This window comes from Streptomyces sp. NPDC051211 (assembly GCF_040689505.1).
GTDB lineage: Bacteria > Actinomycetota > Actinomycetes > Streptomycetales > Streptomycetaceae > Streptomyces.
The window spans coordinates 1-22,874 of record NZ_JBFBAV010000070.1; the positions used below are offsets into that span (position 1 = coordinate 1).

The following is a 22,874-nucleotide window of genomic DNA, read 5'->3' on the forward strand; positions in this document are numbered from 1 at the left end:
CCGACCCGAAGCCCTACGTCTGGACCAAGACCGCCGACGAGATCCTCGAACGCCTCGCCTCATATCTGAACAGAATTCCTGACTCAGAAGACTAGAGGGCGTCAGCGATGTCCTGTCCCGCAACATCTGGCTGGTAGCCGGTGGCTGGTACAGGGAGCAGCCACCCATGGCACCTTCGCGTACCCGCTCCGCCCGCCGCCGGGCCGGTCACGGTGGAACCGGAGCATCGTCATGCTCAGCTACATGTCGGTTGGTTCGCCGTTCGTCAACGGCACCCCAACGAACTCTTCCCGGGTACGCTCGGCCCACTCCCCGTCGGTCAGGTATCCTCGCTGATCACGTCCAGACAGACGATTTCGTCGAGCTGCGGCTATGCCTTGGCCGTCTTCATCAGCTCCACCAGGCTGGAGAAGCTGTCTGCCGCGTGCCCGGCGTCCATACCGCGCCGGAACAGAGCGGCCACGGCGGCCGGCAGTGCCGTGTCGATGCCCGCGTCGGCGTGGGTGTGCAGAACGTGTTCGACGCTGGCCATGCCCATTGCGAGGCGGTCCACGTCGCCGTTGTGCTCGCCGGCGTCGATGCGCTCGGCGTAGAAGGAGAGGAAACCCGACATCCCCGTCATCGTCTCGGTGGCGTGCGGGAGGATGTCCGCTGCCGTGAGGCCGTGGGCGTCCGCGAGGGCTATGGCCTGCCAGTAACTGAGCATGGACGTCCAGAACATGCCCATGCCGATCTGGTAGAGGAGCGCGGCCAGGCCGGGGTCCTCGCCCCGGTAGTCAGTGCCGGTCAAGACTTCAAGGGTGGACCGGTGCGCCTCGAACACCTCGCGCGGCCCGCTGTAGAAGGTGGACGATTCGGGCTGTCCGATGCCGGAAGGCGGGACGGTGACGCCGCCGGTGAGGTGGACCGCGCCGCGCTCGGACACCCACCGCGCTCCGGCGCGGGTCTTCTCCGGGGTGTCGGAGCTGAGGTTGACCAGCACGCGGCCGGTCAGGGCGTGGGACGCCGGTTCCAACACGGCGTACATCGCGTCGTAGTCGGTCAGGCTCAGCACGACCAGCTCGTTGGCCCTCAGGGCGTCTTCGGCGCTCTTCGCGAGTACGGCGCCGCGCGCGACCAGGGCATCGGCACGGGAAGCGGTGCGGTTCCAGACGGTGACGCGGTGACCCTGGTCGAGTAAGGCGCGGACCATCGCCTGCCCCATCGGGCCGAGTCCGAGGACGGTCACGGGCTGCTTGCTGCTCATGGGAAACCTCCGGGTCATGTTCATGAGGACGGGCTAGAACGAGCGCTCTATTTAGAGCGTACGGGCAATGTAGCACGGCCCTAGAGCGAACGTTCTAACTAGTGGTGTGCACATGGGATAGGCCAACACTTGAGACCGGATCGCCATCGCCGCAGCACGCCTCCTCCTTCAGCGCCAAGGCAGTTCGTCAAGGAGGCGGAGGGCGTACTGGGCTCCGACGACCACTTCTTCCGCGGCGGCCCGAACCCTACTTCGGGAGGCACCCGAGCGCCTGGTCCTCGCCGCAGTCGCCCCGGACGCCGCCCGCGGAGTCCTCGCCGAGCAAGTTGCCCGCGAAGAACGGCAACGCCACGCCCTGTCCGACTGCTTCGCCGAAAGCGGGACCACGAGGCGTACTGGCTCGGGATCGTGCCGGCCGAAGCGGGCGGGGCCGGGCATCCGGCGCCGGGACGGTGCCGGGCGGGGGGCTATTCGACGGTCGCGCTCTGGTATGACCGTGACGGTCTCCGGCGCCGGCTCGGTGCTTGAAGCGTCTGTCCCGTCTCATTAGATCTTGCAGAGGAGGACCGTCGACCTGCGGGATGACAGGTCGAACCGCGACTCACTGGGGGAGTGACAACGCGTCGCGGAAGTTTCGTACTGAAGGTGGCAGTTTTCTGGTCAGAGGCCGCAGTAGGGGACGCGCTCAGGAAGGATGGCGCTGCTGACAATCCTGAAGCTGCCGACGGGTGGTCGACCAAACGATCTCGAACTCATTGGCCGACAGCCACTGCGGATCGTGCCCCTCCCACTCAGAGATAGGCCGTTCCGCAGTCAAACCGTAGACACTCTCGTACTCGGCCAATCGACCGGCACTCTGCGCTTCTTGCCACTCGGCCAGGGAGGCAGCGGCCAAAGCCTTGCTTCCGGGCTCCTGCAACTCGACTTGCCGGATCACGTACCCATCGCTGTCCAGTTCGAAGTAGAACCAGACGGCTTCTTCGTCCCAGAAGCAGCGAACCCAGCGCGTCACTGGTTCGCCGTGTCGAAGGGCTCGTCGTGCCAGCGCCAGCCGGCGGTGCCGTCGTCGTGGATGTGCAGCATGAACTCAGCAACCGGGCTGCCGTCGGGAAACATCATGGTGAGCGCACTGCGAATCCGGGTGTAGCAGGCGTCGGCCCGCTCCCAGTCCTCGTCGGCGACAGCCCGCTCTTGCTCAGCGAAGAGGGGACGGAACTCTTCGAAGCCAGGACGTGTGTCGACTTCGGCGTAAGTCCAGGGCATGTCGGCTCCGGTCACGGTCAGCCGGGCAATCTCCCGGTCGCCTTGGTGGAGCCGCCACACACTTCCAGTGGTCAGGTTCGGGTTGGTCATGCCTTCATGATGGCGATCACCACTGACAGAAAGAGCGAGAGCATGGCAGCTCCTGTGCGGGACTTGGCCGAGGCTCTCGACGGCCTCCTCGAGCTGCTTCTCCTTCAGCTTGACCAGCGAACCGTGGTCGATGACCGCGGCGTCGTGGAGTGTCAGGCACCCGAGGGACGGCCAGCCCTCTCGTTCGGATGGCCGAATACCTGTGATCATCACCGCCAGGGGGAACCGCGCGACGCCTTGCCTGCCGATCGGCGGCTGCGTCGCACCAGGGGGTAGCAAGGATGGCCACACGCACGAACGAGGACGCGCCTCGCACAGGACGGATCGGCTGCATGCCGAGCACAAGGGCCTGCTCATCGTCGCCCGCCTGGATACCTCTTCGCTGCCCCCCCTTCACGGCGTACGAACGCGCGTGACGCTCGCTCGTACGCTTTACGGCGGCGCGTCGAGGTGGGCTCTACCGCAGGCGAGTTCGGCAGTGACCGGGTGGGCGGGAGGGGTGGTCATCGCGACTGGCGGGCTGTCAGGCCGACCGTGGCGAAGCAGTCGCAGCCAAGAGAACTCTCAGGAGCGGTGGCGACCGAGAGACATTGACCCATGAGGGCGGCGACGGCGGAATCAAGTAGTCCGCCCGGGGTCAGTGCGGATGAAATGTGAGTGACGGATGGAGTGTCGATCCTGCACCATGGTCGTCACTGCGCGTCGATGCGCCCACATGTTCGATAAGGAATCCTGGTGCAGGTAGCTGTTTCGGTTACTCCCGCCCGCAGTGCCGGAGTGCGCGTCGTCTTCTGGGCCTTCGCCTACGGCGCCGGCCGTGGAACCCTTCCCGGAGCGGATCCGGCTAAGAGGTCGCGGCGTCCGTCCTTCAGTCGGGCGTGCACCTGCTGGAACAGGCATCTGACTTCCCCGCTGACAGCCTGATTCTGATCGTCGCCGACGGGCGCTGCGACGTGCTGCGGGTCCGCCGCGAGCACGAGCTTCCTCATCCCCCAGGTGCCCGGCTGCCCTTCACGCCGCGCGGCCCGGTCTACCAGGTGCGATAAACGGCAACAGGCGTCGGGGATATCTGCGACCGCCACATGACACACGGAAGGCATCCCATGGATAGCGAGCACATACAGACCTGTCTGGACCTGCTGCACCAGGCGCGGCAACTACCGGTGGAGGATGCCCAGCGCCGCCTGCTGGAACAGGCTGCCAGCGACCTCGTCCGGGACGGGCGGCATCGACGCCGTGCTCAGACACGTGCGGCTCGGGCCGCAGCCGACGCGAAACTGCTGGCTGCCACCGCGACCGGCGCACCCGACCGCATCATGGACGCCGCGCTGCCCACCGAAACTCCGCGCCAACGCGGCCTGACCGTCCGCGAGTATGTTCAGCTTCAGTCCGGCTCGGTTGCGACGCGTCAACCTCCAGACGGTACGTCGGACAGCGACGGGCATACACGACTGCTGAACCGCCCGCAACGCTGCTATGTCTGCAAGAACCACTACCGGCAGGTCCACCACTTCTACCACCTGCTGTGCCCTCAGTGCGCCGAAGAGAATCTCACCCGACGCACCGCCCGCACCGACCTGACCGGCCGGCGTGCGCTGCTGACCGGCGGACGCGTCAAGATCGGCTACCAGGTCGCGCTGATGCTTCTGCGCGACGGGGCCGATCTCACCGTGACGACACGCTTCCCCCAGGACGCTGTGCGCCGCTTCGCCGCAGCGCCCGGTGCCGCTGACTGGTGGCACCGGCTGCGGATAGCCGCCCTGGACCTGCGCGACCCCCGGCAGGTCCTCGCCTTCACCGACCAGCTGCACTCCCAGGGCCTGCCCCTGGACATTCTGATCAACAATGCGGCCCAGACCCTGCGCCGCTCTCCTCAGGCCTACACCGCGCTGGCCGCCGCCGAGACCACCCCGACCTCACTCGCCGCGCCGCGCATCTGGACCGCTCCGGGATTCTCCGTGCCCGGCCCCCGCAGCGCACCCCTGCGATGGACGGCGGAACTCACGCCTCGGCCCGAGGCGTCCTACGCCCTGGCCGGCACCACACACCCGGCTTCCGCTTCGGCGGCCGCCCCGCTGCCGCAGAAGGCCGTCGACGAGGCGGGCCTGCTGACCGAAACGGCCGCCACCAACTCCTGGACGCTACGGCTCGGACAGGTCGACCCGGCCGAGCTGCTTGAAGTCCAGCTGGTCAACGCCATCGCGCCGTTCCTGCTCGCCGACCGCCTGCTGCCCCTGCTGGAATCCTCCCCGCACCCACACCGCTACCTCATCAACGTCTCCGCCGTCGAAGGTCAGTTCGCCGTCCGCAACAAGACCAGCGATCATCCGCACACCAACATGGCCAAAGCTGCTTTGAACATGCTCACCCGAACCAGTGCCGCCGACCTGGCCACTCGCGGCATCCACACCTGCAGCGTCGACACCGGCTGGGTCACCGACGAAAAGCCACTCCCCGCCCGGGAATGGCACGCCGCCACCGGATGGCGTCCGCCACTGGACATCGTCGACGGCGCTGCGCGCATCTACCACCCCATCGTGCAAGGGCAGGCCGGCACGCCCATCCACGGCGTCCTCCTCAAGGACTATCAGCACGTCGCATGGTGACCGCTCCCTGCTCTGCAGCGGGCCATCCGGGGTCCAAGCAGGCCGATCCTGTCCCCCGCCGCCCGGGCGGTATCCGGCGGGATCGGCCGCGCCGAGCCAGCGTCGTCCGGATCCATCTGCTCGTCTTCACTGCAGGTTCGAGCAGTTCGAGCAGCAACGAGCGGTCAGTCCAACGGGTTGTCCACCGCCTTTGACGTCACGTGGGATCTGAGTCGGCTGTCGGACGTCGATCGCGTAGTCGTCATGCGGTGTCAGTGCGTCCGTCCCGGGGGCCGAAGGCTGCGAGGGCGTCTGCGTCGCTTGCGTGGGCCCGGAGGAAGTAGTCGGCCCACTCTGTGATTTCTGGATAGGACGAGTCCTGGGTGACGTGGCTGATGGCGGCCTCGATGTCGTAGTTCGTGGTGCGTAGTTCGACGCCCGGACCCAGGAGTGCCCAGTGGGCTCCGGTCCGCCCGTAGGGCATGCCGACGCTGCCGGGGTTGATGACGAGCCGGCCGTGGGCGAGGCGGACGAAGGGCATGTGGGTGTGTCCGAGGACGACGGTACGGACGTCGGCGTCGAGGTCGCCGAACACTTCCTGCCACCGGTCGAGGCTGGAGTCGACGAGGACGACTTCCTCGTCGTCCCGAGGGGTGGCGTGGCAGAACAAGACCTTCTCCATGCCCCGCAGGGTCAGGGTGAGTGAATTCGGCAAGCGGGCGAGCAGGTCGAGGTGGTCCCTGCGTAGCTGCTCGGCGGCCCAGGGCGCGATGGGGTCCGGGATGGCGGCGCGTTGGCCGCGCCGGTATTCGAGAAGTTCGCGATCGGCGTTCCCGCTGATCCAGATGACGCGGTCTCCGAGCCCGGTCAGCAAGTCCAGGACCCGGGCCGGTTGTGGGCCGGCTGTGATGTCGCCGGTGAGCACGATGCGGTCGGCGGCGCGTACTTCCGGCTCGTCGAGCACTGCTTCCAGCGCGGGCAGGACTCCGTGGATGTCAGAGAGGACGGCTACTTGGCTCAGCATGGTCACCACTGTGGAATGACACCCGGCTGGAGATGGAACCGTTCGCTTCCCGCGTAGCTGCGTCGCGGTGTCCGGCAGCCGTCAGGGAGGGCGGCGGCCCGTCTGGAAGGGCTCTACCGGTCAGCCGGCCTTAGCAAGCTCTTCGGCTCGGGCTCGGGTGCCGGCGAGGCGGTAGGGGTCGGTGCCCGTCTCGATGAGCAAGGGTGGATGGTGGCGGCCGGGACGCCCAGGGAGGGCCCGGACTGCGCCTGCGGCCCGGGCTCCGGTCTACTTCTTCAGCCTGGTGTAGACGACGCGGTCGGCCAGGCGTTCCGCCCGGCCCGGCGGGGTGAAGTGCATGTCGAACACGTGGCCGCCGTCCTGCCCGATCCTGATCACCGTGCGCATCGGGATGGTCTTGCCGGCGTACTCGGGGCCGAGGATCCCCGGATCGGTGAACTCTCCGGGAATGGAGATCTCGGACGGGATCAACTCCATCGGGCGGACGTCCAGCAGCCACATCCCACCGCCGATCAGGGCCAGGAAGTTCGGGATGTGCCAGGACGGCCCGCCCACGTGCTCGAAGTCCAACCGAAACGGCTGTGACGGCGCCTCCGATGCGTCGCCGGCACCCACCCGCCATGTCGGACTCCACCGACGTGACCAACCGTCCCCGGGCCGCAGCCGATCCCGCAACTCGGCATCCCCGTCGTACTCCGTGGCCAGCTGGTCCAGGTGACGTGAATCCGATGGGATCTTTGCCCTCTCTACCTCGGCCACGCACCCGCAACAGCACCCCCGGCCGGCAACGGGGACCGTTCTTCTGGAACTGATCGCAACTGGACTCTTGGAGATAGGTGACATCAAGTCCATCGCCTGAACTGGGCCTTAGCCAAGCAGTTTCGCCCCGTTGAGATCCAGAAGGCCCAGCTTGTTGACACCTGCACCAAAGTTTTCAGCCCAGTCGCCGCCAGCCGCCGTGCCACTCGGCTGGCATCTGAGCACAACTGGGCACCGCGGAGTGTCTGAGTCAGTAGCTTGCTCGGAACGTGAGCCAGAGGAGATGAGTGAGGACTGAAAGTGCCGAGTGGTCAGCTCATGCCAGGGTGACGTCCATGCCGCCCTCGGCCAGGACCTCAAGGACTGAGGCGAACAGGTCGTAAGGCCGGCCGTCCGGTGTCAGGGTCCGGGACAGGTGCTCGCGTGCGATCGCGGCGTCCCGCCAGAGCAGGGTGGCGGGGGCGGTGTAGCCGAAACTGCCGCGCAGGCAGTCGTCAAGGGCGGCGAGACTGCCGCCGAAGTAGCCACCCGGCCCGTTGACCGCCTCGCCGAGCGCCAGATAGAGGGCTGGTGCGTCGGTGATGTGCCGGCCATCGAGTTCGTAGGCGTGACCGGCTGGCCGGTCAAGGTGAGATCGTCGGCAGGCCCGCTCTCGGACGAGGTCATGCCAGGCCCCGCGGCGGCGGGTATCGAGGCTGGCCCAACCGTTCACGGCGTCCGGCGGCCCAGCGAGCCACCGCTCCCAGATGGGCCTGGCGTATTCGGGAACGGGTGTGAAGCGGCCCCCGTCGAGCTCCAGGTCGATCAGATCCGCCCCGCAGGAGGATGGGCGCCAGTCGCTGACCGTGGCCCACAGCAGCCGATCAGTAAGCAGCTCACCTTGGCTATCGCGTATCTCCAGAGCGGCTTCCTCCAGATCCAGCGCCCGCCGGGTGCCCTTCATCAGCGCCACCCTCAGCTGATCACTCTGGGCGAGCCCCCGCAGGACAAGCGAGGGCTGCACCTGCTCGGGCGACAGGACACGGGCGAATTCCCGGCATGATCCCAGCCAGCGGTGACCGTCGTGCAGGCGAACGCGGCCCCTGTGCCCCTCAGGCGGACCTTCGTAGTCGTCCAGGCCGGTGAGCAGCAGACTGTCCGTCCCGGGGAACTGCCCCAAACTCTCTGCGTCCTCCAGCAACCAGGCGTCGAGTGCCTCGTCATCCGGCACCAGCCACACCCGGCTGCCGACCCAAGCAGGTACGCCGGATTCCTCCGGAACCCAGCCGAACAGCTCGTACGTCCCGCGCTGGGATTCTCCGAACAGTCCCTCCGCCTCGGCGCAGACGCCCCAGACTCGGCCGTCCTTCGTCCCGGTCAGCGTGTACCGCGCGTCCCCGCGCTTCTTCTCGTCCTCATGCACAGCGGAAATCATGCCCCGCCCACCTTCCGACGACGAAGCCGGGATGTTCTGCTGGCCGCAGACTCGCGGCCGTCCCTGGCCAGCGGCACAAATGGTCGGTGTCAGCCGGTACGACTCGATGTCATCTGTCTCGAAAAGTCGCGGTAACTGAGCCTGGACACGTTAGTTGGAAGCAGTGAGGCTCGGCGACCTGATGGTCTCTGGCCTGTGGGACACGCTTGTTGGCCCCGGTTGGTCACGCTTCGTGCAACCAACCGTGAGTCGTCAGTTTCCTTGGCACCAGTTGCGAAGATCATCGAGAAGATCGAATCGGGCACCAGCACGTCCATTCGCTAGGTTCTGTCCGCTCCGCCAGCGGCGCCCAGCCGCACCCGGTGACGCTGGAGGTCAACCTCGGCGACCTCCACCGTGATCAGCTCGCCTTCATCGACAAGCTGATCCGGGGTATCGACTGGCTCGTCAGTCAGCTCTGAGAGGTGTAGGAACCCCACGATGTCGGGAGCAAGCTGCACGAACACACCAAAGGGAACGATCTTGGTGATCGGCCCTGTGACGACTCGGCCGACCTGATCCGCAAACCGAATCAGCGGATCTTCCTGTAGAGCCTTCAACGAGAGCGTGACCTGTCCGGAGCGCGTCTCGGCAATGATCACCTCAGCGGTGATCCGCTGGCCGGCTTCGACTGCCTCGGAGGGGTGGTTGATCCAGCCCCACGTCAGGTCCGGCACCCGGATGAAGCCTGTGCAGAGGCCGTCCGGTTCGCCATCGATGTGAACGAAGACCCCGAAGTTGTGAACCTGGGAGACCGTCCCGGCCACGACCTGCCCTCGTTCAAGCGCGAGGAGGAAGGACCGCAAGGCCGGAATCTCGCACGCCCTGGCGGAGAGATGAAGCTGACCTTCGCGCCAACGGCCGATCTCTTCGGCATTGATCTCCTGGCCGACCTCAAACAGCTCAGATGGATGCTCCATCCGACGCATCGACGCCTCATGTCGAGGAATCCGGCCGATCTCGGCCCTTCCCCTTTCGGCATCTACGAGCTGCACCAGGACGTCCGATCCGTCGAACCCGGTGACCTTCACCGTTCTCACGGCCCCTGACGACCGGAGCTGGTTGGCCAGGGACTGCATGCGGGGGTCAGGGTCTGGCTCGGACATGGAGGTGAGCCTAGTCGGCGCCGGTCGCACTGGTGTCACCTCTCGTGACCAGGTTCCAACTAGCCTCGGGCTTTCACGGGGGCTGCCGTCCGAGGCTTGATCGAAACCGCCAGAAGTGCTCCTGACCGGCAAAGATAGGGCTTGTCGAAGGTCCTGTCGGTCGCGAGGAAAGAAGCACTTCTCAGGTGAGTAAGCGTAATCGGGTCCTACCCGCGTGTCCGCGTCGAGGGCGGCGGCCGGACCGTGGTGTCCCAGGCCGGGGCGGTGCTGCTGGCCGAGACCGTCCGCAAGACCGGCCTGGAACGGGTGATGTCGGCGGCGCGGGCGCCGGACCCTGATCCGCACCGACTCCGGCGGAGGCACCCGCGCGTTCGTCAACTGGCTGACGGTGCGGGGACGGTGGCCGTCCCACTCGGTCGGCATGACCATCACCGACGCCATCCACCAGGCCGTCCTGAAGGTCCCGGCCGCGGCCTGGACCCCAGCGGTCGAGCCCGGCGGGGAGATCCGCGACGGCGCCTGGGTCGCCGAACCCGCCGGCGACTGCCTGAAAGGGTGGCCGAAGGGGATGCGGCTGATCGTCCGCAAGGAACGGCCCCACCCCGGCGCCCAGTTGCGGATCACCGACGCCGACGGGATGCGGATCACCTGGCTCCGAACAGGACGGGGACTGCTCTTGGGTTCACGCTTGCTGCTGGGCGCGAACGGTTTCACGGTCCGGGCTGGTCGCCATGGTCGCCGACGGTGCGGTGCGGGGCCAGGTCCAGGCGTACCGCAGGATGAGGGCGAGAACGATCACTTCCAGTGCGACGCCAAGGCCGTAGAAGTACGTCCAGGACTCGCCCACCGCGTTGAATGCCGCGAAGGGGACCTGTAGCGAGGCCACGATGAGGTTCGTGATGCGGTTCGCCCGGGCGGGCAGCGTCATCGACAGCACGACCATGAGGATCGGGATCGCCATGAGCGCGAGGAAGACGGTGAACAACGTCTGGCTGATGTCGAACTCCCAGACGACGCCGACCAGGATGTCATCGATGACGCCGGGCCTGAAGAAGGCGAGAATGTCGACGTAGGCGTACAGGAACGCGAAGCTTGTCCACGCTGCGGCGAGCTTGGCTCCCACCGGGATCCGCTGGTCTTCCAGTGTGGTGGGTTGACGTGTTCTCATCATGGGCTCCGTTGTTGTGGTGAGGATCGGCAGGTCCACGATCGCTGAGCCCGGCGGCGGGCCCATCGGCATCGAGGCCGGACCCGCCTCGGCCGTTGGGAGGAGCGGCGTCTCGTTCTTTGGGCCGGTCCCCGACGCTTCGGCGGTCCCTAGACTGGGTGTGTGATCACCAACGCCCTGAGCTCGCTGTGGGCCGAGCCCCGCGCCACGGACGCTCCCGAACGGGTGTCGCGCGACTGGGTGCTGGTCGGGGTGTTGATGGTGACGGCGCTGCTCGAGGGAGTCCTCCGGGACGACGTCGCCTGGCGGCCGTTCGCGACGATCGTGGCGGTCGGACTCGCGCCGGTGCTGCTGTGGCGGCGTACCCACCCGTTGGCCTGTGTCGTGGTGGGTTTCGGCACCGGCATGGCGTTGGGACTGGCGAGCCTGCTGGGCGGGGTCCCGAGCGTGGGCCTGAACACGATGGTCTACGTCCTGGTGCTCGTCTACGCGCTGGTCCGTTGGGGCTCAGGGCGCGAGATCGTGATCGGGCTGGCGGTGGTGACGGTCGCTGCGGCATTCGCCATAGCGACCGACTACACCGGGCCGGTCGACGTCATCGGCGGGTTCGCCATCCTGGCGGCGGCGGCGGCGGGCGGAGCGGCGTTCCGCTACCGCGCCGAGAGCTGGCGCCGGGCGTTGGACCAGATCCGCAGCCAGGAGCGGGTCGGCCTCGCGCGCGAGCTGCACGACATCGTCGCCCACCACGTCTCGGCGATCGCTGTGCAGGCGCAGGCGGGCCGGGCGATGGCCGGGCAGCGACCTGAAGCGGCGCTCGAGACGCTGGCGGTCATCGAAGGGGAAGCGTCGCGGACGCTCGCGGAGATGCGGGCGATGGTCCGGGTGCTGCGCGACGGAGCGCCGGCGGAGTACGCCCCCCAGCCCGGCGTTGCCGACCTGGTGTCCCTCGCCCGCCGCGACCCGGTCCCGGTCGTCGACGTGGAGTTGCCAGATGACCTAAACGAACTTCCGCTCCAGGTCGACGCGGCGGTCTACCGGGTGGCGCAAGAGGCGCTGACCAACGCCCTGCGGCACGCCCGCAACGCCTCGCGTGTGGAGATCCAGGTCGTAGAGGGCGCGGGAAGGCTGCGACTACGCGTGACCGACGACGGACAGATCGACCCGGCACGGTCGGTGAACCACGGCTTCGGGCTGCTGGGGATGACCGAGCGCGTGCAGCTGCTCGGCGGCACGCTGCGTGCCGGGCCGGCGCCCGAGGGCGGGTGGACGGTCGACGCCGAACTGCCGACGAAGGTACGCCGATGACGGTGCGCGTGCTGGTGGCCGATGACCAAGATCTGGTGCGGACCGGCCTGTCGATGATCCTTGACGCGCAGCCCGACATCGAGGTCGTCGGCCAGGCCGCCGACGGCCACGCCGCCGTCGAGCTGGCGCATCGGCTCCGCCCCGATGTGTGCCTGGTCGACATCCAGATGCCCGGGCTCGACGGCATCGAGGTGACCGAGCTCCTCGCAGGGCGGGACGTCCCGGACCCGATCGCGGTAGTGGTGATCACGACATTCGACCTCGACGAGTACGTCCACGGCGCGCTCCGAGCCGGCGCCCGAGGCTTTCTGCTCAAGGACGCCGGGCCGGAGCTGCTCGTCCAGGCCGTCCATGCCGCCGCCGTCGGCGATGCCCTGATCGCGCCGAACATCACCCGGCGGCTGCTAGCCACCCTCACCGCCAGGGAACCGTCGAGCCGACGGACCCAACCGATCGAGCCGCTCACCGAACGCGAGGAGGAGGTGCTGACGCTGGTCGCCCGTGGCCGCACGAACGCCGAGATCGCCGCCGAGCTATTCATCGGCTTGACGACCGCCAAGACCCACGTCGCCAGCCTGCTGACCAAAATCGGCGCCCGAAACAGGGTCGAGATCGCGATGTGGGCGTACGACACGGGCCGGGTGGGGAACTGAACCGACCCTTCCCCTGTACGGGCGTTGTCCGGGGTTCCGTGCGCAGGCCCTCGATGGCCAGCTCCGGCGGGCAGCCAGGCCACTGGTTGAGGTCCATGACGGTGTGGGCGGAGAAGGGGCGCCTATCGTCCTCGGCGCGGACCAGATCCCAGTCCAGGGGTATCCCTGTCGGGATCTCCCAGCCGCTGTGGATACGGGAGAAGTACATGAGCTCGTCGGTGGGCGAGGGGTCGCCGTCCAGGAGGGCACCAGGATCGGGCGCCGCCGCAGCGCGGCGCAGCCGGGCGGCGAGCCCCGGGTGGCTCAGCCCGTCCTCCTCGTCGACGACTGCGGCGAGGGCCGCCAGCTGCTCGGGGCCGCCGTGCCTGAGCAGGCGGCGTGCGGCTCGGAGCACCATCGGCAGCGGCAGGTAGTGACCGCAGTGGCGCAGGGCGTGCAGCACCAGCTCGGGGAAGGGCGCGTGCAGAGCCGGTGCGAGGTCCGCCGAGCAGGTCTTGCCAAGCAGTTCCTCGACCAGCCCGCCCGGCGCCCGCCATGCCGGGTCCGCAGGGTCGGCGGCGGTGAGTACGGCGGCTCCTGCGTCGTCCCTGCTGCTACGGGGCCACCTCTCGGTCAGGTACAGCGCACGGCTCACTTAGGGATCTCCCAGCCGTGCGAGGCTCAGACGCTGGTCCGGTGTGTTGCCGGCCGCGTTGTGGGCGAGCGCTACCTGCAACTCGCGGTCGTCGGAGGCGAGTACCGTCTCCGTCAGCTGCCGGGGCAGCCGGTGCCCGTGGCGCAAGAGGTCGAGCGTCGCACCGCGCGTACGCCGGATCAGCTCGGCAGCCATCGACGGCTCCGCCAGACGGTACGCGGACACCAGCGCGTCCTGCTCCATGGTCCCCACTCGATGACTCCTCACGCCGTGTCAGAAAGCCTGACGCTATCCGTCGGTTCACATTGAGCCTTCCGACGACCTGGTCAGTGGCTCGGGACCGACGCGGAACGGCCGGCGGGGCGCGCCGCGAGCGGCGGGCGCGTCCCGTCTGTGGAGCGTGGGTGGGAGACCGGGGTCAGGCGCTGGTGAGCCGGTCCGTCCCGGTTGCGGGGGCGGTCGCCTCGGGTTCCTGCCCGTCCCCGCCGTCCTTGTGCCGCGGCGACGTCGCGTCGGCCGCGGCATCGAGCCGTCGCTTCTCGGCCCGGTACACCAGGTAGGCGCCCCGGAACCCGGCGAGGCCGGTGACGACCATGACGGCGATCACCGGCCACTGCCAGGGTTCGGGCACGTGGAGTGCGAGGAACCAGACCTTGTCCTGCGCCCCGTTGAGCTTGATGCCCATCGGCACCAGGCCCTGCGGGAACAGCCCGACGATGCCGGCGGCCATGGAGGCCCACATGAGGGTCTGGCGTTTGCCCGACATCGTTTCGAACGGGGACTTGGCCGTGCTCTCGCCCGGCTTGTCGGGGGTGGACGCCGGCGTGCCCGACCGCATCAGGTGCAGCAGGTCGGGGCCCTTGTCCCGCAGTTCCCTCGCCGCCACGGACCCGAGCGTCACGTGGCAGAGCGCGCCGGTGAGCAGGCCGACCGGGACGCTCGCCCACAGCAGGGCGGGCATGTCCAGGGCGTGGCCCGCCCAGGCGACCCCGAGGGCGGGGCACATCGCGAGGGCGACCAGGAAGAACATCATGAACGACTGTCCGGTGACGTCACCGTGGTCCATCGGCGAGTTCTTGCTCTTGTGCGGGTCCGGGCCGGGAACCAGGGCGACGACGGAGACCCAGATCAGCAGACCGGACCCGCCGCCGAGCGCGGCGAAGGTGCCGGCCAGCGCCCACGGCACCAGGGAGGCGTCACCGTGCAGCAGGCAGCCGAGGAGCGTCAGCGCCAGCGTCAGCGGGCCGAAGACGGTCAGCCAGGCCAGCTGGCGGGCACGGACGTCGGCCTTCTCCTTGCCCGGCACCGTCAGGGTCAGCCAGAGCGCCGTGCCGTCCTGCCCGTAGAGGTTGGCGCAGGTCGCGGCGGCCATCAACGCGCTGGCCGCGCCGACGAACGGGAACCCTGCGGTGAAGCCGAAGATCAGCGGGAACAGTACGGTGATGATCGAGAAGGCCGGGCCCATCACGATGCCCTGAGTGCGTATCGGGTCGCGCCACCAGGTACGCAGTTCCTTGAGGTAGACGGCCCCCTGGTCGCCACGGAACAGCGGGCTCCGCCGGACGGCCTGCTCTGCGGAGGAACCGCGGACCACCGGGCGGGCGAGCCGCTGCGGTCCGAGCAGGGCGCTCCACGCCAGGAACAGCGCGACCACCACCGCGGCTTGGGCGACGAGCGGGCCCACGGTCCACAGCCAGTCGCCTCGGGCGGCCGCCTCGACGGCGAGCAGACCCCAGCTGGACGGCAGCGCCCGCACCACCGTGGAGAAGGTGGGCGGGAACCCGTACTCCAGCAGCAGGTAGACCCCGATGATCAGGACCCAGGAGAACGAGCACAGCGACACCATCGCCGCCGTGACGGTCGCGGTGACGGCTCCGCCGATGCGGGACCTGGCCAGGCTGCGGAACAGCAGCGTGACCACCCGGGACAGCAGCACCACCAGCAGCAGGAGCAGCACCACCGCGGGCACCGACACCACGACGGCCACCCAGCTCAGCCGGGCGGCGAAGACGATGAGCGCACCGAAGGCCACCAGCGTGATGGCGGTGGTGGCGGCGACCAGGGCGGCGGCGAGCAGGCCCATGGCCAGGGTGCGGCGCGGGATCGGCTGGCGGTGGAAGTGCTCTCCGTTGAGCGGGGGTTCGCCCGCGAAGATCGGGCCGGCCATCCAGCCGAGCGCCCACAGCGCGAACGTCACCGCGAGCAGGTCCATCAGCAGCCGCGGATGGGAGAAGTCGAAGAACGCCAGGACGAGGGTGGTGATGGCGAGGCAGATTCCGGCGGTCCAGCCAAGGCCGCTGAGGGCCATCTTGGCGTCGGTCGTGCTGTGGCGCAGCACGGCCAGTTTCATCCGGATCAGGACGCCAACCACGACAGTCCCTCCCCGCCGCCGATCTTGACGCCGACCAGGTCGACGAAGGTGTCCTCCAGCGAGCGGCCGCCGCGGACCTCGTCGAGGGGGCCTTCCGCGACGACACGTCCCCGGGCCATCACGCCGACGGTGTCGCAGAGCTCTTCGACGAGGGCCATGACGTGGCTGGAGATCAGCACCGAGCCGCCGCGTTCCACGAACCTCTTGAGGATCTTCTTGATGGTGGCGGCGGAGACCGGGTCGACGGCCTCGAAGGGTTCGTCGAGCACCAGCACCTTGGGGGCGTGCAGCAGCGCGGTGGCCAGGCCGATCTTCTTGCGCATACCGGTGGAGTAGTCGACGACGAGGGTGCGTTCGGCGGAACCGTCGAGTTCCATGACGGCGAGCAGTTCGTCCGCCCGCCGGTCGACCTCCTCGACACCCAGACCGTGCAACTGGCCCAGGTAAAAGAGCAGTTCACGACCGGTGAGCCGCTCCGGCATGGCCAGCCCGTCGGGCAGGACGCCCAGCAGGCGGCGCGCCCGCAGCGGGTCCTCCCACACGTCGGTCCCGTGGACCAGGGCTTTCCCCTCGTCCGGCCTGAGCAGACCGACGGCCATGGACAGCGTGGTGGTCTTGCCCGCCCCGTTCGGCCCGACCAGGCCGTAGAAGGAGCCGGGCGCAACCGTCAGCTCCACGTGGTCGGCTGCCTTGTATTCGCCGAACACCTTGTGCAGGCCCGCGAGACGGAAGGCGGCCACCTCGCCTTCGGGCGCCTTCCCGACCATCGTCTTCCTCACGGTCCGCTCTGCTCCTTCGTCCACCGAATCCCTCTCTTGGGGGCGCGCAAGCCGGTCCGCACCGGAGCGCCGACCTCGTCAGCCTACGGCCATTCTTTCAATTGGCTTTTGCCCCGAGCGAGTTGTCCTGACAGCGGGCTGATTCACAAAGGAAGGAGAGGTGTGCATCGTGATTCTGCTGGTCACGGGTCTGGGTGAGGAGCGGGAGGGACACTCGCGTCGGTCTGCGCCCGATGTCCGCAGTAGCCGTCCCTCCTCGTCCCCATCCCGGGCGCGTCCGGGTCACGCGGTGGGAGCAGGCCCTGGCCGGGACCCCTGGCCTTGATTCCGAAAAGGTCGTGGCCCAAGAAGTTGATGTGCCGGTCCTTGAACCGTTCGCCCTACGGCCGGGGCTGTCGCGGGCCGACCCGGAAGAACGACCCCAGAGGCCCGAGTGTCCCCGGGCCTCCTAGAAGGCGACGGGATGGTCCAACCGCGCCTTCCCGCTCATGGCGGAGGTGAGCTCGGCCCCTGGGGCATCGGGGCCGGGCGCGGCGACGGCGACGGCGACAGAGGCTGTGGCGACCACTGCTTCGGGTGCGGGCACAGCGACAGGGGCGGCGATTGCGGCGGCGATGGCGAGGACGGCGGTGGCGCGCAGGGTCCACTTCAGCACGGTGAGGCTCCGATCTATGCGTGTGATGGCATGCGTCATGATCGTCGCCATCTCTCCGATGTCCGGGCATCGTCCGAAGGTCGCGACCGTATCCCCCACACGGGGGAGGCGGCCGCCGCGGCGTGCCTCCCGCCCCCCGTGAACACCGCGTCCGGGAGCAACAACGACGGCGGGTGCCTCCACGGCTGCATCGTGGAGGCACCCGCCGGGCTGCGCCGTTACGGCGCCATCTCGTACGCCCCGGCCAGCGCCTCGACGCGCGCCCAGACCCGCGCCGAGCGTGCTTCGTCGACGACCGGGCGCCGGACCGCGCCGAGCGCCCAGTCCTGCTGTGCCGCGGTGGCGGAGTCCTTGCCGTACAGCTCGACGGCGTGTCCGGAGAAGTCGCGTACGAGGACGGAGAAGAGTTCATCGAGGACGGACTCGTCCAGGTCCGTCAGGCGGGCCTGCTCCAGGATCAGCTGCCCGTGCACGACCAGGGCGAACAGCTGGCCCACGGAGAGGAGGAAGTCGAGGTCGCGGCTCTGCTCCTCGTCGGGGGCGACGGTGGCCACGAACTCGCACAGGGCGTCGGCCTGTTCGCGGAAGCGGGCGACGTTCGGCACGGCGGCGTAGGCATCGTAGGCGGGGCGCCAGTCGTGGAACCGTACGGAGCCGAGGCCGCGGGCCGGTCCCTGGCGGAACAGGAAGTCGTCGTCGGCCGCGTCGAGACGGGTCGGCACGGGCGCGTACTCGGCCGGCTCCAGCAGGTGGTTGCGCATGAACTTGAGGATCAGCGCGAGGTTGACGTGGACCGTGCCTTCCAGCTTCGGCAGTCCGCGGATCTCGACGGCGGCCTGGGCGAAGTAGGTGTCCTTCTCGAAGCCCTTGGCCGCGATGACGTCCCACATGAGGTCGATGACCTTCTCGCCCTCTGTGGTCACCTTCATCTTGGTCATCGGGTTGAAGAGCAGGTACCGGCGGTCGTCGGGTCCGGCGGAGCGGAAGTAGTCGACGGCGCGGTCGCTGAACAGCTTCATCCCGACGAGACGGACGTACGCGTCGGCCAGCTCGCGGCGCACGTGCGGGAAGGCGGTGACGGGACGGCCGTAGAGGATCCGGTTGTGCGCGTGCGTGACGGCCTCGTACATCGCGTGCTCGCAGATGCCGATGGAGGCGGTGCAGAGGTTGAACTTGCCCACGTTGACGGTGTTCAGGGCGGCGTCGAAGGCGGCGCGACCGGTGTGCAGGACGTCCTCGGCGCGGACCGGGTAGTCGTCCAGGCTGAACTCGCTGACGTACTTCGAGGAGTCGACGACGTTCTTCACGAGCTGGTACGCCGGGTGGCGGCTGTCGGCGGCGAAGAAGACGTAGCCGTCGGGGCCTTCGATGTCGGTGCGGCGGCCGAAGACGGAGACGAGGCCGGCGGCGTTGCCGTTGCCGATGTAGTACTTGGACCCGCTGGCGCGGAAGCCGCCGTCGCCGTCGGGCTCCAGCAGCATGTCGGTGGAGTAGATGTCCGCGCCATGGGTCTTCTCGGACAGGCCGAAGGCGAACACCTCGCCCTCGGAGAGGAGTTCAGCGGCGCGGGCGCGGGCGGCCGGATTGTCGCTCTGCCAGACCGGGCCGAGACCGAGGACGGTGACCTGCCACGCGTACCAGTAGTCGAGTCCGTAGAAGCCGAAGATCTCGTTGAGCGCCGCGATCCGCGCGGTGTCCCAGCGCTTGTCCGGCTCGTCCTGGCCGGCGGCGGGGGCCGGGGTCAGGAACGTCGCGAAGAGCCCTTCCTTCGCGGAGAAGGCGAGGAAGTCGGCCAGCCAGGCACGGGAGCGGTAGTCCTCGATGAGCTTGCGCTTGCCGCGGTCCTCGAACCAGTCGACGGTGGCGCGCAGCAGCCTGCGGGTCTCCGGGTCGAAGTGCGCCGGGTCGTAGGTGTGCGGGTTGAACAGCAGAGTGTCGGCCATGGCGGTACACCTTCCGAGGGGTTGGGAGGGTTGGGAGGGTCGGGAGTCGGAGGTCGGACGGACGCGTGGAGGGAGGGGGCGGTGCGGCGCAGTGCGGTTCGGTGCGGCGCCGCGTGGTGCGGTTCAGGCGGTCGCGGTCGGCGGAGTCCCGCCCAGCCGGTGGAGGGTGTCGAGGACGTCGTCGAGCCAGGCGATCGTCATCCGCTCGTACGCGATGCCGCCCCGCAGCACGACGTGCTGGAGCTCCTGACCGGCGTCGAGCGGTGCGGGGGCGTCGGGCCCGGTGAAGTCGCGCAGTTCGCCGGCGAGATAGCGCGCAAGGCGGTCGCCGTGTGCCCGACGGTGCCTCTCGACCTCGCAGATCAGCTCGGCCGGATCGTCGAAGGCCGCACCACGGATCTTCACGGCGAGGTCGTGGCGGAGGCTCTCGGGTTCGATCGGCTCGTGCAGCCACCGGGCGAGGGCGGCGCGGCCGGGGCCGGCGACGGAGTACTCCTTCTTGTCCGGCCGGCCCTGCTGCGGGACGTCGCGGACGGCCAGCATGCCGTCGGCCTCCATGCGCTTGAGGACGCGGTAGATCTGCTGGTGGGTGGCGGTCCAGAAGTAGCCGATGGACCGGTCGAACCGGCGGGCCAGCTCATAGCCGGAGCCCGGCTGCTCCAGCAGGGAGACGAGGATCGCGTGGTCGAGCGCCATACCGCGATCCTGCTATGCAACTCGTTGCATAGACAAGCGGCAGTGGTCAGGTGAGACGCGGCTCACCCGCGGCGGCACGCGAGGGGCACAGCAGGTGCGTGGCCGACTACCGGCTGCCGGCTGCCGGCTGCTATCGGCTCGGCCACCGGGACCGCATCCGAGGCGGCCCCGGGCGGGGGCGGCACGTTCCCGGCGGGCGTGCCTCCGGATCCGGTTTCTAGAGCCAACCGTTGCGACGGAAGGAGCGATAGAGGAAGCCTGACGCCACTGCCATGAGGCCGACGGCGAGTGGGTAGCCGTAGCTCCAGCCGAGTTCCGGCATGTGCTCGAAGTTCATTCCGTAGACGCCGGCAACCATGGTGGGGATCGCGAAGATCGCGGCCCAGGCGGAGATGCGCCGCATGTCGTCGTTCTGCCAGGTTCCGACCCGGGCTTGCTGGGCATCGAGGACCGAGTTGAGCAGTTCGTCGAGCGTCCGCACCTCGGTGTCGGTGCGGTGCAGGTGATCGGCCACATCACGGAAGTAGGGCAGGACCTTCGATGGGCGGTCCTCCTCGCCCAGTCCGCCCAGGAGGCCGGGCAGGACCGGGACCAGCGGTTGTACGGCGTCCCGGAACTCACGCACCTCCCGTTTCAGGGAGTAGATGTCCTCGGTGTGGTCGACGCGACAGGACGAGAAGACGCGGTCCTCCAGCTGGTTGAGCGCGGCGCGCACGGTCTCGGCGGCCTCGCTGTAGGCGTCGACGACGACGTCCAGGACGGCGTGTACCACCGACAGGGGGCCAAAGCGCAGCATCGACGGGTCGGCTTCCAGTCGGCGGGCTGCCTCGGCTGCTGGATCCAGCTCGCCATGGCGGACGGTGAGCACGTAGCGCGGTCCGACGAAGAGCATCAACTCGCCTGTCTCCACCGCGGCTTCCTCCTCGATGTACCAGAGGGTCTTCAGCGCGACGGTCAGCACGTCGCCGAAGCGCTCTCGCTTCGGCCGCTGGCGTGCCTGAACCGCGTCCTCGACCGCCAGGGGGTGCAGTCCCAGCTCCGTGGCCAACTGCACGATCTCCTCTTCGGCCGGGTCGACCAGACGCACCCAGCCGAATTCGCCGTCGCCCAGCCCTCGCAACCGCTTCAACACCAGTCGGCACGCCTCGTCGTCAAGGCCGCACGCGACGGTCTCCGACCGGCCCGACCGCTCCTCGTACACCACGCATTCCATATCCCGCGCATGCTTCGGAACCCGGATTTCATGCACGCCTGCGGGCAGCTCCGGCTGCGCTTCCAGCCCCCGCGTCTCCTGTCCGGGCCTCGACCGCCCGTGTAACAGCTGCAGGAGCCCGTACCGTGCTCCGCGATTCCTGAACCGTCTCGACGACCTTGATCGCTGGGCCCATCGGCTGCCGGGAGGAACAGCGGCTCGCCGCCGTACTAGGTGGCAGCGCGCGAGGATCGTTACCGCCCCTTACCCTTCTTTCCTGCCGTTTTCTCCGGGTTTTTCTTGGGCTTTGCCTGCTGCGGCGCCTTCGCCGGGCGCTCACCGCCCGGCTGCCGGGAGTACGGGTCGGCGGTGGTGGCCGTCGGGAGCTCGCGCGCGGTGGAGGGTGGCGCGACCGAGGGCTGCGGGGTTCCCGGCGGCGACGACGCGGGAAGCGGCGGGGCGGGCGGGGTTCGTCGGGGGCCTGCCACCTCGGCTTCCTGATGGGGGAAGGGAGGGGTTGGAGGTGTCTTCTCCCCTGCCGGAACGCCGCCCAGCAGGAGCGCGCACGCGCCCGCCACGCTCACGGCCGCGAGGCCCATTACGGCCGCACGCCGCGAGTTCAGCGTCCCCTTCTCCGTCGGGACAGGCGGGCGCACAGGCTCAGCGGCACGGCGGGCGGCGGTGAAGGGCGGCGACGGTGAGCGGTGCGTGGCCGTGTCCGTGTCCGTGGGCGCCGCGCTCACCGCGGCGCGGGATCCCGGCGCGGATGCGATGTGCTGCAGGCGCAGATGGACGTCGGCGGCGTCGGGGCGAGCCTCGGGATCCCGGTCGGTCATCGCCCTCAACAGGCGGCCGAGGTCGGCCGGCAGCGAGTCGGGTATCCGGGGCGGATGCAGGAGGTGGGCGGTGCCGACCTCCACGGGTGTCCCCTGGTACTCGCGGTGGCCGGTGAGTGCTTCGAGGAGGGTCACTCCCAAGGCGTAGACGTCACTGGCCGTGCTCGCGCCTTGGCCGAGAAACTGCTCGGGGGCCATGTAGGCGAGAGTGCCGACCAGTGTTTCGGGTGCGCTGTGGGAGCGGTCGTGCACGGTTCTGGACAGGCCGAAGTCGGCCAGGTAAGGGGAACCGTCCTCGCGGAGCAGGATGTTGGAGGGCTTCACGTCGTGGTGGATGACGCCGTTCGCGTGGACGTGGTCGAGGGCCGACGAGATCTCGGCGCCGAGCCGTGCCACCTGAACAGGACTGAGGGGGCCGGCCTCCATCCGGGTGCGCAAGGTGGCGCCGCGGATCAACTCCGTGACCATGAAAGCGCCCTGTCCGTGACGGCCGGCGTCATAGACGGTGACGAGGGCCCGGTGGGAGAGGCGGGCCAGAGTGCGGGCTTCGTCGCAGAAGTGGTCGGCGGTGACCGTGTCCGTGCCGGCGCGGAACACTTTGACGGCCACTTCGCGCCCCAGCACCTGGTCGATGCCGAGGAAGACGTCCGCCGTACCGCCGGATCCGATGGGCGCTTGGAGCCGGTAACGGCCACCCAGCACGGCGTCGTGATCGGGCGGTGCTCCGTACGCGGGGACGGGCCGGGCCGACATACGGGGTCCTCCTCCACTCGCGGGCTGTGTCGCGCGCCTACCCGTCAGGAGCCGTACTACGCTCGAAGCCCGTCCACCCCCTGTAGGTCTCGGAGCAGGCGAGCGGAGCAGACACCACTGCGGGTTGGGCGCAGCCCAAGCAGGGACCGTCTCGCAACGGCACCTCTGGAGCAGTGGACGCGTCGCCAGCCTCCATTTCGCACGCCAACCCTCCCCCGGCGTCGTGCGGCCGGCTCGCCCGCACGACGGACTGCCACCCGGATCCGAACGGACCCGGGCCGCCTGCGGGCCCGGCACCCTCCCCCGCCGGGAACCCGCGGTCGCGCCCGGGAACTCCCGACGGCGGCGCTCGTACCGCCGCCC

Annotated in this window: 20 protein-coding genes and 1 pseudogene; 5 read left to right on the forward strand and 16 right to left on the reverse strand. The window is 68.9% G+C overall.

The genetic code is table 11. The features are described 5' to 3' along the window. Nucleotides 1–370: 370 nt before the first annotated feature. The 3 genes from AB0447_RS34810 to AB0447_RS34820 all read right to left on the reverse strand — a co-directional run bounded on the left by AB0447_RS34810 (nucleotide 371) and on the right by AB0447_RS34820 (nucleotide 2,809). Nucleotides 371–1,246, reverse strand: coding sequence for an NAD(P)-binding domain-containing protein (locus AB0447_RS34810; protein ID WP_366480950.1), 876 nt, complete (start codon nucleotides 1,244–1,246; stop codon nucleotides 371–373). Between the two features lie 685 nt (nucleotides 1,247–1,931). Beyond that, a complete protein-coding gene (locus AB0447_RS34815; RefSeq protein ID WP_366480951.1) occupies nucleotides 1,932–2,258 on the reverse strand; it encodes a hypothetical protein in 327 nt (108 codons plus the stop codon). Beyond that, the gene (locus AB0447_RS34820; protein WP_366480952.1) at nucleotides 2,255–2,809 is read right to left on the reverse strand and encodes a hypothetical protein; all 555 of its coding nucleotides are present in this window, start codon (nucleotides 2,807–2,809) and stop codon (nucleotides 2,255–2,257) included. The genes AB0447_RS34815 and AB0447_RS34820 overlap by 4 nt, the downstream gene beginning before the upstream one ends. 668 nt (nucleotides 2,810–3,477) lie before the next feature. Here AB0447_RS34820 and AB0447_RS34825 point away from each other — a divergent pair. Next, nucleotides 3,478–3,645, forward strand: a complete 168-nt coding sequence (locus AB0447_RS34825; RefSeq protein WP_366480953.1) for a hypothetical protein — start codon at nucleotides 3,478–3,480, stop codon at nucleotides 3,643–3,645. Nucleotides 3,646–3,702: 57 nt separating this feature from the next. Next, entirely contained in the window at nucleotides 3,703–5,205 is a 1,503-nt protein-coding gene (locus AB0447_RS34830; RefSeq protein WP_366480954.1) for an SDR family oxidoreductase, read from the forward strand. Nucleotides 5,206–5,446: 241 nt separating this feature from the next. Here AB0447_RS34830 and AB0447_RS34835 read toward each other — a convergent pair whose 3' ends face one another. The 4 genes from AB0447_RS34835 to AB0447_RS34850 all read right to left on the reverse strand — a co-directional run bounded on the left by AB0447_RS34835 (nucleotide 5,447) and on the right by AB0447_RS34850 (nucleotide 9,526). Then, nucleotides 5,447–6,208, reverse strand: coding sequence for a metallophosphoesterase family protein (locus tag AB0447_RS34835; RefSeq protein ID WP_366480955.1), 762 nt, complete (start codon nucleotides 6,206–6,208; stop codon nucleotides 5,447–5,449). 267 nt (nucleotides 6,209–6,475) lie between these two features. Further along, the gene (locus AB0447_RS34840) at nucleotides 6,476–6,778 is read right to left on the reverse strand and encodes a hypothetical protein (protein ID WP_366480956.1); all 303 of its coding nucleotides are present in this window, start codon (nucleotides 6,776–6,778) and stop codon (nucleotides 6,476–6,478) included. Nucleotides 6,779–7,283: 505 nt separating this feature from the next. After that, nucleotides 7,284–8,381, reverse strand: a complete 1,098-nt coding sequence (locus AB0447_RS34845; protein WP_366480957.1) for a barstar family protein — start codon at nucleotides 8,379–8,381, stop codon at nucleotides 7,284–7,286. 320 nt (nucleotides 8,382–8,701) lie between these two features. Then, nucleotides 8,702–9,526, reverse strand: coding sequence for a S1 RNA-binding domain-containing protein (locus tag AB0447_RS34850; RefSeq protein ID WP_366480958.1), 825 nt, complete (start codon nucleotides 9,524–9,526; stop codon nucleotides 8,702–8,704). Between the two features lie 316 nt (nucleotides 9,527–9,842). On the opposite strand from AB0447_RS34850, the pseudogene AB0447_RS34855 reads away from it, so the two are divergent. Beyond that, nucleotides 9,843–10,175: pseudogene (locus AB0447_RS34855) on the forward strand (transposase); the annotation flags it as partial. A 33-nt stretch (nucleotides 10,176–10,208) separates the two neighbouring features. Here AB0447_RS34855 and AB0447_RS34860 read toward each other — a convergent pair. Beyond that, nucleotides 10,209–10,733, reverse strand: coding sequence for a DUF6326 family protein (locus AB0447_RS34860; RefSeq protein ID WP_366480959.1), 525 nt, complete (start codon nucleotides 10,731–10,733; stop codon nucleotides 10,209–10,211). Nucleotides 10,734–10,856: 123 nt separating this feature from the next. Here AB0447_RS34860 and AB0447_RS34865 point away from each other — a divergent pair, with 123 nt between their 5' ends. Together AB0447_RS34865 and AB0447_RS34870 are read left to right on the forward strand one after the other, a co-directional pair. Beyond that, complete coding sequence (locus AB0447_RS34865; protein ID WP_366480961.1) at nucleotides 10,857–11,999, forward strand: sensor histidine kinase; 1,143 nt, start codon at nucleotides 10,857–10,859, stop codon at nucleotides 11,997–11,999. Beyond that, nucleotides 11,996–12,652: a response regulator transcription factor gene (locus tag AB0447_RS34870; protein WP_366480962.1), complete on the forward strand. Its 657-nt coding sequence runs from the start codon at nucleotides 11,996–11,998 to the stop codon at nucleotides 12,650–12,652. The genes AB0447_RS34865 and AB0447_RS34870 overlap by 4 nt, the downstream gene beginning before the upstream one ends. 634 nt (nucleotides 12,653–13,286) lie before the next feature. Here AB0447_RS34870 and AB0447_RS34875 read toward each other — a convergent pair. From AB0447_RS34875 to AB0447_RS34910, 8 genes are all read right to left on the reverse strand, one after another. Then, nucleotides 13,287–13,538 (reverse strand): hypothetical protein, encoded by a 252-nt coding sequence (locus tag AB0447_RS34875; RefSeq protein WP_366480963.1) that lies wholly within the window; start codon nucleotides 13,536–13,538, stop codon nucleotides 13,287–13,289. Nucleotides 13,539–13,704: 166 nt separating this feature from the next. Beyond that, nucleotides 13,705–15,657 (reverse strand): hypothetical protein, encoded by a 1,953-nt coding sequence (locus AB0447_RS34880; protein ID WP_366480964.1) that lies wholly within the window; start codon nucleotides 15,655–15,657, stop codon nucleotides 13,705–13,707. Continuing rightward, nucleotides 15,642–16,424 carry an ABC transporter ATP-binding protein gene (locus AB0447_RS34885; protein ID WP_366480969.1) on the reverse strand — a complete coding sequence of 261 codons (783 nt, stop codon included), beginning with the start codon at nucleotides 16,422–16,424 and terminating at the stop codon, nucleotides 15,642–15,644. The genes AB0447_RS34880 and AB0447_RS34885 overlap by 16 nt, the downstream gene beginning before the upstream one ends. Before the next feature lie 460 nt (nucleotides 16,425–16,884). Continuing rightward, a complete protein-coding gene (locus AB0447_RS34890) occupies nucleotides 16,885–17,130 on the reverse strand; it encodes a hypothetical protein (protein WP_366480965.1) in 246 nt (81 codons plus the stop codon). A gap of 179 nt (nucleotides 17,131–17,309) precedes the next feature. Beyond that, nucleotides 17,310–19,034 carry an acyl-CoA dehydrogenase family protein gene (locus tag AB0447_RS34895; RefSeq protein ID WP_366480966.1) on the reverse strand — a complete coding sequence of 575 codons (1,725 nt, stop codon included), beginning with the start codon at nucleotides 19,032–19,034 and terminating at the stop codon, nucleotides 17,310–17,312. Between the two features lie 123 nt (nucleotides 19,035–19,157). After that, nucleotides 19,158–19,730, reverse strand: coding sequence for a PadR family transcriptional regulator (locus tag AB0447_RS34900; RefSeq protein ID WP_366480967.1), 573 nt, complete (start codon nucleotides 19,728–19,730; stop codon nucleotides 19,158–19,160). Nucleotides 19,731–19,947: 217 nt separating this feature from the next. Further along, nucleotides 19,948–20,943, reverse strand: a complete 996-nt coding sequence (locus AB0447_RS34905; RefSeq protein WP_366480970.1) for a magnesium and cobalt transport protein CorA — start codon at nucleotides 20,941–20,943, stop codon at nucleotides 19,948–19,950. Nucleotides 20,944–21,176: 233 nt separating this feature from the next. Beyond that, nucleotides 21,177–22,511: a protein kinase gene (locus AB0447_RS34910; RefSeq protein WP_366480968.1), complete on the reverse strand. Its 1,335-nt coding sequence runs from the start codon at nucleotides 22,509–22,511 to the stop codon at nucleotides 21,177–21,179. Nucleotides 22,512–22,874: the final 363 nt, after the last annotated feature.

Coding starts and splice junctions, on each gene's coding strand:
- AB0447_RS34810 (WP_366480950.1), bottom strand. CDS start 1,246: ATGAGCAGCAAGCAGCCCGTGACCGTCCTCGGACTCGGCCCGATGGGG.
- AB0447_RS34820 (WP_366480952.1), bottom strand. CDS start 2,809: ATGATCACAGGTATTCGGCCATCCGAACGAGAGGGCTGGCCGTCCCTC.
- AB0447_RS34830 (WP_366480954.1), top strand. CDS start 3,703: ATGGATAGCGAGCACATACAGACCTGTCTGGACCTGCTGCACCAGGCG.
- AB0447_RS34835 (WP_366480955.1), bottom strand. CDS start 6,208: ATGCTGAGCCAAGTAGCCGTCCTCTCTGACATCCACGGAGTCCTGCCC.
- AB0447_RS34845 (WP_366480957.1), bottom strand. CDS start 8,381: ATGATTTCCGCTGTGCATGAGGACGAGAAGAAGCGCGGGGACGCGCGG.
- AB0447_RS34850 (WP_366480958.1), bottom strand. CDS start 9,526: ATGTCCGAGCCAGACCCTGACCCCCGCATGCAGTCCCTGGCCAACCAG.
- AB0447_RS34870 (WP_366480962.1), top strand. CDS start 11,996: ATGACGGTGCGCGTGCTGGTGGCCGATGACCAAGATCTGGTGCGGACC.
- AB0447_RS34885 (WP_366480969.1), bottom strand. CDS start 16,424: ATGGTCGGGAAGGCGCCCGAAGGCGAGGTGGCCGCCTTCCGTCTCGCG.
- AB0447_RS34890 (WP_366480965.1), bottom strand. CDS start 17,130: ATGACGCATGCCATCACACGCATAGATCGGAGCCTCACCGTGCTGAAG.
- AB0447_RS34895 (WP_366480966.1), bottom strand. CDS start 19,034: ATGGCCGACACTCTGCTGTTCAACCCGCACACCTACGACCCGGCGCAC.
- AB0447_RS34900 (WP_366480967.1), bottom strand. CDS start 19,730: ATGGCGCTCGACCACGCGATCCTCGTCTCCCTGCTGGAGCAGCCGGGC.
- AB0447_RS34905 (WP_366480970.1), bottom strand. CDS start 20,943: ATGGAATGCGTGGTGTACGAGGAGCGGTCGGGCCGGTCGGAGACCGTC.
- AB0447_RS34910 (WP_366480968.1), bottom strand. CDS start 22,511: ATGTCGGCCCGGCCCGTCCCCGCGTACGGAGCACCGCCCGATCACGAC.